Source organism: Aliidiomarina celeris (assembly GCF_003316875.1).
In the GTDB taxonomy this organism is placed as follows: Bacteria; Pseudomonadota; Gammaproteobacteria; order Enterobacterales; family Alteromonadaceae; genus Aliidiomarina; species Aliidiomarina celeris.
Map to the genome: position 1 here is coordinate 36,072 of NZ_QMIL01000001.1, position 12,390 is coordinate 48,461.

General features: G+C 47.5%; 10 protein-coding genes. 8 read left to right on the top strand and 2 right to left on the bottom strand.

The genetic code is table 11. The features are described from left to right. Positions 1-15: 15 nt before the first annotated feature. The 7 genes from DQW12_RS00180 (at position 16) to DQW12_RS00210 (ending at position 10,212) form a co-directional block, all read left to right on the top strand. Positions 16-735, top strand: coding sequence for a succinate dehydrogenase iron-sulfur subunit (locus tag DQW12_RS00180; RefSeq protein ID WP_113905703.1), 720 nt, complete (start codon positions 16-18; stop codon positions 733-735). A gap of 145 nt (positions 736-880) precedes the next feature. Beyond that, the gene (locus tag DQW12_RS00185; RefSeq protein ID WP_113905704.1) at positions 881-3,685 is read left to right on the top strand and encodes a 2-oxoglutarate dehydrogenase E1 component; all 2,805 of its coding nucleotides are present in this window, start codon (positions 881-883) and stop codon (positions 3,683-3,685) included. 13 nt (positions 3,686-3,698) lie between these two features. Continuing rightward, positions 3,699-5,279, top strand: coding sequence for a 2-oxoglutarate dehydrogenase complex dihydrolipoyllysine-residue succinyltransferase (gene odhB, locus DQW12_RS00190; RefSeq protein ID WP_113905705.1), 1,581 nt, complete (start codon positions 3,699-3,701; stop codon positions 5,277-5,279). Between the two features lie 146 nt (positions 5,280-5,425). Further along, positions 5,426-6,595 (top strand): ADP-forming succinate--CoA ligase subunit beta, encoded by a 1,170-nt coding sequence (gene sucC / locus DQW12_RS00195; protein WP_113905706.1) that lies wholly within the window; start codon positions 5,426-5,428, stop codon positions 6,593-6,595. After that, positions 6,595-7,467 (top strand): succinate--CoA ligase subunit alpha, encoded by an 873-nt coding sequence (gene sucD / locus DQW12_RS00200; RefSeq protein ID WP_113905707.1) that lies wholly within the window; start codon positions 6,595-6,597, stop codon positions 7,465-7,467. Before sucC ends, sucD begins: the two co-directional genes overlap by 1 nt. A gap of 275 nt (positions 7,468-7,742) precedes the next feature. Then, positions 7,743-9,260, top strand: coding sequence for a hypothetical protein (locus DQW12_RS00205; protein WP_157957797.1), 1,518 nt, complete (start codon positions 7,743-7,745; stop codon positions 9,258-9,260). A 28-nt stretch (positions 9,261-9,288) separates the two neighbouring features. Beyond that, complete coding sequence (locus DQW12_RS00210) at positions 9,289-10,212, top strand: prenyltransferase (RefSeq protein WP_113905709.1); 924 nt, start codon at positions 9,289-9,291, stop codon at positions 10,210-10,212. Between the two features lie 17 nt (positions 10,213-10,229). Here DQW12_RS00210 and DQW12_RS00215 read toward each other — a convergent pair whose 3' ends face one another. Then, positions 10,230-11,195: a hypothetical protein gene (locus tag DQW12_RS00215; RefSeq protein WP_113905710.1), complete on the bottom strand. Its 966-nt coding sequence runs from the start codon at positions 11,193-11,195 to the stop codon at positions 10,230-10,232. Between the two features lie 3 nt (positions 11,196-11,198). Beyond that, the gene (locus DQW12_RS00220; protein WP_113905711.1) at positions 11,199-11,543 is read right to left on the bottom strand and encodes a PadR family transcriptional regulator; all 345 of its coding nucleotides are present in this window, start codon (positions 11,541-11,543) and stop codon (positions 11,199-11,201) included. Positions 11,544-11,770: 227 nt separating this feature from the next. Between DQW12_RS00220 and DQW12_RS00225 the strand changes: the two genes are divergently transcribed. Next, on the top strand, positions 11,771-12,322 hold the full coding sequence (locus tag DQW12_RS00225) for a DUF924 family protein (RefSeq protein WP_232819849.1): 552 nt from the start codon (positions 11,771-11,773) through the stop codon (positions 12,320-12,322). The last annotated feature ends 68 nt before the right edge of the window (positions 12,323-12,390 follow it).

The window sequence follows — 12,390 nt, forward strand, 5'->3', positions numbered from 1 at the left end:
GGCAAGGTGATAGCGATGAAGAAGTTGAACGTTTCCGTTTATCGTTACAACCCAGACGTTGATAAAGCGCCTCGTATGCAAGACTACACGGTTGAGGTAGAAGCAAACCGTGACATGATGGTGCTCGACCTGCTGTTGTTATTGAAAGAGCAAGATCCAACCTTATCGTTCCGCCGCTCATGCCGTGAAGGTGTGTGTGGTTCAGACGGTTTGAACATGAATGGTAAAAATGGCTTGGCCTGTATTACACCATTGTCGGCGCTGAAAGGTGGCGACAAAAAAATTGTAGTGCGGCCGTTACCGGGTTTACCTGTGGTTCGCGACCTCATTGTTGATATGACTCAGTTCTATCAGCAATACGAGAAAGTGAAGCCGTATTTGATTAACGACGACAAAACGCCACCGGCGCGCGAGCGCCTGCAAAGCCCTGAAGAGCGCGAGAAGCTCGATGGCCTTTACGAGTGTATTTTGTGCGCATGTTGTTCAACTTCATGTCCGTCGTTCTGGTGGAACCCAGACAAGTTCATTGGGCCTGCTGGCTTGTTGCACGCGTACCGTTTCTTAGCAGACAGCCGCGACACTGCAACTGAGCAGCGCCTTGACGACCTCGATGACGCATTCAGCGTATTCCGTTGCCACGGTATTATGAACTGCGTAAACGTGTGCCCGAAAGGTTTGAACCCAACGAAGGCGATTGGACACATTAAATCAATGCTGTTAAGCCGCGCCGTTTAGCAAAACGGTGTAGGTTTGATATAGTAGTGGTGAAAATGTGAAGAATAGCCATCCCACTATGGATGGCTATTTTTATAAAACAGTTAGTGTTTATTCATTTAACCACGGTTGTTTTTCGCGGTTCACGTAATGGAAAGGAAAAGCAATGCAAGAAGGCGCAATGCAAGCCTGGATTGAATCCTCACCTCTGGCCGGAGGTAACGCGGCCTACGTTGAAGAGTTATTCGAACTCTTTCTTGACGACCCCGGCGCAGTTCCCGCTGAATGGCGCGAACTTTTCGAACAGCTTCCACAAGGTCCTGGACTAGACGTTAAACATAGCGAAATCCGTGACCAATTCCGTGAAGCAGCCAAAAATAAACTAAAACAAACAGGTGCAAGCTCGCTCAACGCCGAAGAGGCGGAAAAGCAAGTGCGCGTATTGCAGCTGATTAACGCCTATCGTTTTCGCGGCCACCAGCATGCTCAGCTTGATCCCTTGGGCTTGTGGAAGCAAGAAACGGTAGCGGACCTGTCGCTTGAATACCACAACCTTAGTAAAGACGACTTAAACACAGAGTTTAACGTTGGCTCTTTGGTGATCGGTAAAGACACGGCAAAACTTGGCGATATTCACAAAGCGCTGGAAAGCATTTATTGCGGTTCGATTGGTGCAGAATATATGCACATTGTGTCGACCGAAGAAAAACGTTGGATTCAACAGCGTTTAGAGTCGCAACTTGGCCAGCCCAAGTTCAGTGACGAAGAGCGTAAGCGGATGCTGAAGGAATTAGTCGCGGCTGACGGTTTAGAAAAATATCTTGGCTCTAAGTTCCCAGGTGCAAAACGCTTCTCGCTCGAAGGTGGCGACGCCTTAGTCCCCCTGATTAAAGCCTTAATTCGCCGTTCGGGCGAGCAGGGCGCAAAAGAAGTTGTTATTGGCATGGCCCACCGTGGCCGCTTAAACGTGCTGATTAACGTGCTGGGTAAACACCCACAAGAATTGTTCGACGAGTTTGCTGGTAAAAATACCACCGACAAAGCAGGCGACGTAAAATACCACATGGGTTTCTCGTCTGACTTTGAAACCAAAGGCGGCAATGTGCACTTGGCGTTGGCCTTTAACCCGTCGCATTTAGAAATTGTAAACCCAGTAGTAATGGGCTCAGTGCGTGCGCGCATGGACCGCCGTGGTTGTAAAGACGGTAGCCAAGCATTACCTATTACTATTCACGGTGACGCCGCTATTGCAGGGCAAGGTGTAGTTCAGGAAACCTTTAACCTGTCGAAAACCCGTGCGTACCAAGTAGGCGGTAGTATTCGAATTGTGGTGAACAACCAGGTGGGCTTTACTACATCGAAGCGGGAAGACGCGCGTTCAACACAATACTGTACCGATATTGCGAAAATGGTGCAGGCGCCTATTTTCCATGTTAACGCCGACGACCCAGAAGCCGTATTGTTTGTGTCGCAATTAGCGGTTGATTATCGCAACACCTTTAAGCGTGACGTTGTGATTGATTTGGTGTGTTATCGCCGCCATGGTCACAACGAGGCCGACGAGCCAAATGCAACGCAACCGTTAATGTATCAAAAAATCAAAAAACACCCAGTGCCGCGTGAAATCTATGCTGAGCGTTTAATCGCGCAAAAGGTAGTGAGTGAAGACGATATTAAAACCTTGGTGTCGAATTACCGTGATGCCCTCGACAAAGGGGATTGCGTAGTCGACGAGTGGCGGCCGATGTCGGCGCATTCGGTAGACTGGTCGCCGTTTATTGGTAAAGACTGGAACGTGGACTATAACGCCACTATTACGCTGAAGGAACTCACTGATCTGGGTGTGAAAGTAAGTACGGTTCCCGAAGGCTTTAAGCTAAACAGTCGGGTAAACAAGGTGTACGAAGAGCGCATGAAAATGGCGAACGGCGAACGCCCACTCGACTGGGGTATGGCGGAAAACCTAGCTTATGCGTCATTGGTGAAGCACGGCGTTCGGATTCGTATGACAGGGCAAGACTGCGGCCGTGGTACGTTCTTCCACCGCCATGCCGTATTGCACAACCAAAAAGACGCCAGTACACACATGCCGCTTACAGCTATCGACGACAAGCAAGCGCCAATTGAAATATACGACTCGGTGCTTTCTGAAGAAGCGGTATTGGCGTTTGAATACGGTTATGCCACAGCGGAACCCAACACCATGGTAATTTGGGAAGCGCAGTTTGGTGATTTCGCCAACGGTGCACAAGTTGTAATCGACCAGTTCTTGAGCTCCGGCGAACAGAAATGGGGTCGCTTGTGCGGGTTGAGTATGTTCTTGCCGCATGGTTATGAAGGCCAAGGCCCAGAGCATAGCTCGGCGCGTTTAGAGCGCTTCTTGCAGTTGTCGGCAGACCACAACTGGTCGGTATGTGTGCCTACCACACCTGCTCAGGTGTTTAATATGATTCGTCGCCAGCATTTGCGCCCCGTGCGCAGGCCACTAATTGTAATGACACCGAAGTCTTTATTGCGCCATGCAGACGCCGTATCTACATTAGAGGAGTTAGCAGAGAGCAAATTCCACAATGTTATCGGTGAAATCGATGACCTCAATCCAAAGAACGTGAAACGGGTTGTGTTCTGTAGTGGTAAAGTATACTTCGACTTACTCGCCGCCCGCCGTAAAGCGGAAAGTAACGAAGTAGCCATTATTCGGGTGGAGCAGCTGTATCCGTTCCCACACGAAGAAATGGCAGAAATTTTAAAACCGTATCAGCATGTTAAGGATTTTGTTTGGTGTCAGGAAGAGCCGCAAAACCAAGGTGCTTGGTACTGTAGCCAGCACCATTTCTGGGAAGCAATTCCTAAAGGTGCGAACTTGGTGTATGCCGGCCGAGCTGCTTCGTCTTCCCCTGCGGTAGGCTATGCTTCTGTGCATAAAGAGCAGCAAGAGAAACTCGTGAACGAAGCGCTAAGCATTAAATAGGTGAGAATAAACCATGGCAATTGATATTAAAGTACCTGAATTACCGGAAAGTGTTGCAGACGGAACCATTGCAACATGGCACGTAAAAGAAGGCGACACGGTAAGCCGTGACCAAAACCTTGTCGATATTGAAACCGATAAAGTTGTGCTTGAAGTTGTGGCGGAAGCAGACGGTGTAGTGGGTAAAATTACTGCGCAAGAAGGCGATACCGTTGAAGGCCAGCAAGTCATTGGAAACATTGAAGAGGGTTCGGCTTCAGGCAGCGACAAGGCAGACAGCAAAGACGCTGACAACAGCGACGCCGATGCAGCCGAAGACAACGCTGCTGATGACGCTGACGACAGCGACACTGAAGAGCAAGGCGACGATACCAGCGGTGAAAGCATTGAGGTTGTAGTTCCTGAATTGCCTGAGTCTGTGTCGGAAGCAACGATTGCAACTTGGCATGTAAAAGCAGGCGACAAAGTAAGCCGCGATCAAAACCTCGTGGACATTGAAACCGACAAGGTTGTGCTTGAAGTTGTTGCTGAAGCCGACGGCGTGTTGGAAGAAATTATTCACGACGAAGGTGCGAATGTTGGCGCTAAAGAAGTGATTGGTAAAATTGTAAAAGGTGCAGCGGCGAAAAGCTCAAGTTCGAAAAGCAAGAGCGAGAGCAAAGCGTCGAACGAAAGTGCAGAGAGCAGTTCAGACAAAGACGCTTCAGATGCAATCAGCCCGTCTGTGCGTCGTTTGTTAGCCGAACATGATTTAAAAGCCAGTGACGTGAAAGGCACCGGTAAAGACGGTCGTTTGACCAAAGAAGATGTGGAGAAGCATGTGAAGTCTGCGGGTGAGAAGAAGTCTGCAAGCAGTGCTGAAAGCAAATCTGCGCCGCAAGCAGTAGGTGGCGATCGCACGCAGAAGCGTGTGCCGATGACACGTTTACGCAAAACCATTGCGAAACGTTTGTTAGAAGCAAAAAATTCTACGGCTATGTTGACCACGTTCAACGAAGTGAACATGAAGCCAATTATGGACTTGCGTAAAACCTACCAGAAAGAGTTCGAAGACCGCCACGGTATTCGTTTAGGTTTTATGTCGTTCTACGTGAAAGCTGTGGTAGAAGCCTTAAAACGCTTCCCAGAAGTGAATGCGTCGATTGATGGTGATGACATTGTATATCACAACTATTTCGACGTAAGCATTGCTGTGTCTACGCCGCGTGGATTGGTAACGCCAGTATTGCGCGACGCCGACAAGTTGAGCTTGGCTGAGATTGAAGCCGGCATTAAAGAGTTGGCGATTAAAGGCCGTGACGGCAAGCTTACCCTTGACGAAATGCAGGGCGGTAACTTCACCATTACCAACGGTGGTGTATTTGGTTCATTGTTGTCGACACCGATTTTGAACCCACCACAAAGTGCAATTTTGGGTATGCACAAAATCCAAGATCGTCCTATGGCGGTTGACGGTAAAGTAGAAATTCTTCCGATGATGTATTTAGCGTTGTCTTATGACCACCGCATTATCGACGGAAAAGAATCGGTGGGCTTCTTAGTCACCGTGAAAAACCTGCTCGAAGATCCTCAGCGTTTATTGTTGGATATCTAACGGCACTTGTGGCGGCAGCATTGAAAGCTGCCGCTGTTCTTTCGCGTGGTAGCAACGACGCGTGTAAAAACGTATAATACGGCGCGAAAATTCGGGTAAGCAGCTACGGCTGCTTTCGTTTTGAATGAACAGACGGAACAAGCATCATGAATTTGCATGAGTATCAAGCAAAACAGCTTTTCAGAGAGTTCGGCCTACCGGTATCTGACGGATACGCAGTAGACACGGCAGACGAAGCTGTAGAAGCAGCTAAGAAAATTGGTGGCGACAAGTGGGTCGTTAAATGTCAGGTACACGCCGGCGGCCGTGGTAAAGCGGGTGGTGTTAAACTCGTTTCTAGCCTCGACGAAGTACGTGCGTTTGCCGACAACTGGGTGGGTAAAAACCTAGTAACCTATCAAACAGACGCAAACGGTCAGCCGGTTGCGAAAATTCTCGTTGAAAGCTGCACTGATATTGCAAAAGAGCTTTATTTAGGCGCAGTAGTTGACCGTGCAACACGTAAAATTGTGTTCATGGCTTCAACTGAAGGCGGCGTAGAAATTGAAAAAGTTGCTGAAGAAACGCCAGAAAAAATTCTGAAAGCCATTATTGACCCTACGGTAGGCCCGCAGCCTTTCCAAGGTCGTGATTTAGCTTTCCAATTAGGTTTGAACCCAGACCAAGTGAAGCAGTTCACCAAGATCTTCCTCGGCTTAGCCAAAATGTTCGAGCAATACGACTTTGCGTTGTTGGAAATCAACCCGCTGGTGATTACCGACGAAGGGAACTTGCATTGCTTAGACGGTAAAATCAACATCGACAGTAACGCGATGTACCGTCAGCCTAAGCTTAAAGAAATGCACGATCCTTCACAGGAAGATGCCCGCGAAGCGCATGCTGCCAAGTTCGAACTGAACTATGTAGCCCTCGACGGCAATATTGGCTGTATGGTTAACGGTGCTGGTTTGGCAATGGGAACCATGGACATAGTGAAATTAAGCGGCGGTGAGCCAGCCAACTTCCTAGATGTTGGTGGCGGTGCAACCAAAGAACGTGTTTCTGAAGCGTTCAAAATCATTTTGTCTGACGACAACGTAAAAGCAGTATTCGTAAACATCTTCGGCGGAATTGTGCGTTGTGACATGATTGCAGAAGGTATTATCGGTGCAGTAGAAGAAGTAGGTGTTAAAGTTCCTGTAGTGGTTCGCCTTGAAGGGAATAATGCAGAGCTTGGAACGCAAAAACTCGCCGAGAGCGGCTTAAATATTGAAGCTGCTACTAGCTTGACAGACGCAGCTCAGAAAGTTGTTGCTGCCGCAGCCGGAGGTCAATAATGTCTATTTTGATCGATAAAAACACCAAAGTGATTTGCCAAGGTTTTACAGGTGGTCAGGGTACTTTCCACTCAGAGCAAGCAATTGCTTATGGTACACAAATGGTTGGTGGTGTGACCCCTGGTAAAGGTGGCCAAACGCACCTAGGTTTGCCAGTGTTTAACACAGTAAAAGAAGCAGTAGCAGAAACAGGTGCAACAGCGTCTGTAATTTATGTTCCTGCCCCTTTCTGTAAAGACTCCATTATTGAAGCTGCAGACGCGGGTATTGAACTGATTATCTGTATCACTGAAGGCATTCCAACTTTGGATATGTTGTATGTGAAAGAGTACCTTACGCACAAAGGCGTGCGTATGATCGGTCCAAACTGCCCAGGCGTTATTACCCCAGGTGAATGTAAGATTGGTATCATGCCAGGTCACATTCACAAGCCAGGTAAAGTTGGTATTGTTTCTCGCTCTGGTACGTTGACGTACGAAGCAGTGAAACAAACCACCGATGAAGGCTTCGGACAGTCAACCTGTGTTGGTATCGGTGGTGACCCGATTCCAGGTTCTAACTTTATCGACATTTTAGAAATGTTCGAAAAAGATCCTGCCACTGAAGCGATTGTAATGATCGGTGAAATTGGTGGTACCGCAGAAGAGGAAGCAGCTGAGTACATTAAGCATAATGTAACGAAGCCGGTTGTTTCTTATATTGCCGGTGTTACTGCGCCTCCAGGTAAGCGTATGGGCCATGCCGGTGCGATTATTTCTGGTGGTAAAGGAACAGCAGACGAGAAATTTGCTGCTCTAGAAGCTGCGGGCGTGAAAACTGTGCGCAGCCTAGCCGATATCGGCGCTGCATTGCGTGAGAAAACAGGCTGGTAATTCGCTTGCCTTAAAAAGCAAGTACAGTAAAAAAAGCGCCTTCGGGCGCTTTTTTGTTGCTCTTGTGGGTCTCACCCCGTTGGGGCGCGTGTCGGTTTCCCTTGAACTGGCACGTTAAACTGCTTACGAATTCGTGAGTTAGGCTTGAAGCGTGGTAAATCGTTACTGTAGACTGCCTTCTGTGAATACAACCTCGATTCCTGTCGATACAAAGCAAAGGACGTGTCGAGCAGGCTAAAAAATAGAATAATAAAAAGAAAAAATGGATGTAACCAATGAGAGATTACCAACTTTACATGCGTCATCTGAATCGGCGCATGCTCGCCATTGCTATTATTTTGTTCGTATTTTGGATTGAGCACCTGTACTGGCCGTTTATTCCTCAAACGTCTGGGGTGCTGAATTACGTTGTTGGGCGTATTTCTGAGTTTTTGGCGCTGATGGCGTGGCCGTACTTTTTGATTATGTTTGTGCAACTCATGCTAAATCGTTTCTTCTTCTATGGTTTAGACGGGGAAGTGCGCGCCGCTACCTTTAGCTATGAAATTCGTGGCTTCTTTCAACGTGCTTATCTTTATTCAGCGTTTCTGTTCGCGGCTATTATTGTGCTGCGTACTGCGAACGCTATTAGTGAAGTGGGTTTTGAAGCGTGGCAAGCACAACTTACGAACCCATTATTTGTGCATATAACGGTACTTGTTGTGCGCGCGTTTACCTTAGGTTTAAGCCAAAGTGACGCCACCTTGTTGTCGACATTCTTGTTCGGGCTTGGTTTTGTGGCACTTTATTTTGCTCTAAGTGTTATGGTGCATTTGCCACTGGGAGACCGCGACAAACGGGCGGCACCAGGCCAAGAGAATTCCAAGTTTGAAGAGCCCCACAATTCATGGATTAGAAGCTGTAAAGAGAACCAACGTTGGTGGCTAATTATCGGGCTGGTTTTTGCAACCTTATTTGCGTTTTGGACTTTTTTAGCCCTCGACAAGTTTGCAATATTTATTATTATCGTGGCGTCTTCTGCCCTAGTGGTGATCTTCAAACATGTATTTAGCTACATTCATTATGGCTGGAATAAAGTATTCAATGTGCACGATCTTGAACCGGTTGAGCGTACTTCGTATTACAGCGCTGCCGATTGGTTGGAAAGTGACGCCTATAACAGAGAATGGAAGCACAGGAAGCCTAGCTCGCTGTTTCGCTTTTCTTTTCGCAAGGAGAATTTGTGGCCACTGCCGCTACGGCTAGCCTATGTAATAGCCATAGAGTTGGTTTTTATTTTCATTATCCTCGCAGTACTCGGCATACTGAGTTTTGGCACCAACTCGCCGTTCTATGAGCGGGTAACTGAACTCAATTTAAGTGCTATGGCGCAGGCCGTATGGGCAAGCTCAGGCTTGATTATAAAAATATTACTGGCTCTTTATGGCGCCTGGCGTTTGTTTATTCGCTTGCGCCAGTTTTCTTTTCAACTCAAATACAGTGCGCTTAATTTTGATATTGACCGCTTTGGGTCGTTGCCTAAGTTCATTTTTATTTTGGTTACTGAACTATTATTGTTTGCATTGGTTTTGGCCATTGCCGGCACGCTCATGTTCGATTTTCACAAAGCCTACTTAAATATGGTGTTTAGTTTCGACCTGTTAAATATGCTGAAAGCGGTCTACGAAGGTTCTGGCTTTATGTGGAAGGCGATTCTGGGCGGATATTTGGGTTGGCGGGCCTTGGTTCGAATTGGTAACTTTAGGCTTGGTTTATTTGATTTGCTTGGTAATTTTATACCGAGCGACGATTAATAACGGTTCACACAAGCGGGAACTTTGCATGATAAAAACAATGCTGGGCGTTGCACGGCTTAACTTTCTTACATTGTCGCTCGCTTGTGTGTTTCTTGTTTTGAGCTATAGCCTGTATCTTGGCGCTCCGTTTAATGTGGGCGTGCTTATATTGGTCGTTACTATGGCAATAGCAGCTCACATTAGCGTAAACGCCTTCAACGAGTACTTTGATTTCCGCTCTGGGCTGGACTTTCTCACGCCGAAAACGCCGTTTAGTGGGGGTAGCGGTGCATTGGTTGCCGATCCGTCGGCTGCACGCTGGGCTCTTTTGCTTGCCGTATTCAGTTTAATGGTGGTGATTGTACTGGGCCTTGTATTAGTGGTACGTTTTGGTGCTGCATTGCTCTGGATTGGTATTCCGGGTGTGTTGGTGATTTATACCTACACACATTATTTAAATCGCTCTGCCATTGCATGTTTGCTCGCACCGGGGGTTGGTTTTGGCTTACTGATGACTTTGGGAGCGTTTTGGTTGTTTATCAGCGCAGGCTCTATGCAGCTTTCTCCGGTGAGCAACATTCCGCTGGGCGGCTGGATTCTGGCGCTTATGGTTACTGTGTTGGTTAGCAATTTGCTGTTGGTGAATCAGTTTCCCGATCTTGAAGCCGACAAAAAAGTAGGACGACGGCATTTACCCATCGTTATAGGGCGGAAACGAAGCACGCTTGTAGTGCTTGTGCTGCACAGCGTAGCGATTGCGTGCTTGGTTATCGGCGTTCTTGTGGAGGCGTTACCCACACTAACTTTATTGGTACTTGTTAGTAGTGTTCTGCTTGTAAAGCTTATTCTGGGTTTGTATCGGCTGAGCGAGCAGTGGCACCTTGAAACGGCGGTACCACTGCTGGCGACTAATGTAGCCTTTATTCACATTTTTATTCTGGCGACCGCTTTGTTGCTATTGCTCGCTTGATTGTGAACTTTCAGCCGTCACCCAGTACTGGATCGCAATTGACGAATCCGCAGGCTGTCTCTCATTGCTTCATAGCCGGGGAATAGCGCAATAATAAGCAAGGTAATTCGAAAGCTCTTTTGGAATGACTCACTGTCGATAAATGCGGACCATGCAAAAGACGAGCTTTCCAAAACGGGAACGAAAAGCGCGAGCCATGCAAAAACCGCACAAAACGCAACATTTACCACAACACTCAGTGTGAGCATAGGCTTGCTCCAAAGCCGGGTAAAAAGTTGCCAAACGCTCAAGCCGACCCCAAGCACAATAAAGAGACTAAAAACTTTCAAGATATTTAGAGCTTGCTCGGTAAATAAGCTGTTCTCAAGGCTGCCGAAAGGCGACATGGGGTACCAAATCAACACCAGTAGGAACACATAGCTGCCAAGGTCGGTAAAGCTGTCTTGTAGGCTAATGGTGCTCCATTTTTGCTCGGCTGCCGGAAGTGTTCTCGGGTTCCATTTTTTTTGATTTGCGCCACTTTTGTTTGCTGGCTGCTGCGCTGATATTGCAGCGAAGATCAGTGTTATGGCGGTAAACACCAGTAATGCTTGGTCAAAGAATCGCCCACCCACAGCGAAGACAAGTGCAATGAAATTAGTGCTCTGCGCGTCTAACCATCGCCCTGTGGTTTGTATTAACGCCAGCATAAACATAATAATGAGTGCGACAGACAGCGTATGCAGGTACAAGGCTTTGTGCTGGCCGCTTATAAACGCTTTAGGCGGACTGAATTGCAAAGCCACATGGCGCGGGTGGCCAAGTTCTTTTAGCAATTCGATTAAATCCGCCTCGTTCAGCTCTGCGCCTTGTTCGGCTTTTTGTTCCGACAGTGCGTCTACTTGATCCATAATATTGGCATGTAATTCGCGCCCAATGTCTTCGCGTTTGTTGTCGGGTAACTCCCGTTGCACCGCTGCAATATAACGATTAATAAGTTCCATCGGTTAGTCCTCTTGTACTGTAGTTTGGAGTAGCGGAGCAATGGCGCTATTCAGTGTTGCCCATTCTGCACTGAGCTTTTCGAGTAATTCACTACCAAGTTCAGAAAGTTGATAGTAGCGGCGTTCACGACCGTCGCCTTGTTGCCATTCACTGTGGAGTAGGCCTTGGTCGGCCAGCCGACGAATGAGTGGGTAAAGGGTGCCTTCGTCGATATCAACGCCCGCCTGTTGCAGTTGCTTGCGTAGTGAGTAGCCATAGTGCGGTTTCCTCAACGAGGCGAGTACGGCCAGCACCAGAACGCCGCGCCGTAGTTCGAGCCTAAGTTTGTCGAATGGATCTGTTGCCATAATGTTCCCTTGTTGAAGCCTCTTGCCGAAAATGGCAAGTGTAAAGCGGCGTATACTGTTTGTTGCATACTATTTACTGCCTACTGTTTGTCACATACCGTGTGTTGCACAGCACCAAGATACTAGGCCACGCACAGTAAAAGTGCAAGAAAAAAAGGGGATTAACAATATAGCTTTGTAATTGCATTTGTTTTCGCTACTGTGAAGCATAAATAAAAGAGAAATGAATGAAGGAGTTCACAATGCAAGATGCGGTGTTGTCGTTTTGGTTTGAAGAAATAGAGCCACAGTTGTGGTGGCAGAAAAACGCGGACTTCGATGCTGAAATCGAGCGTCGATTCAGCGCGCTGTATAATCAGGCGTATAGTGGCGAACTTTATGGGTGGCGGGAAACACCCGCAGGCAGTTTGGCTGAAATTATCGTGTTAGATCAGTTCTCACGTAATATGTATCGCGACACGCCTGCAGCCTTTGCCAGCGATCCGCTTGCACTGGCGCTTGCGCAAACGGCCGTGGCAAAGGGGTTTGATCATCAGTTGCCAGAAGTTCAACGGAGTTTTCTTTATATGCCTTATATGCATAGCGAGTCGGCTGTTATTCATACAGTTGCATTGCGCCTATTTGAGGCCCTAGGCAATGCCGAAAACCTAGACTTTGAAGTAAAACACAAAGCAATCATTGACCGGTTTGGTCGTTATCCTCACCGAAACGCTATTCTAGGTAGAACCTCTACAGCGCAAGAATTAGCGTTCTTGCAAGAGCCTAACTCAAGCTTTTAATAAGGTGCACTACATGCATTTGAGTTAGCGTATATTAATGGTCTGTTTAACTCGTTCGCTTTTTGCAA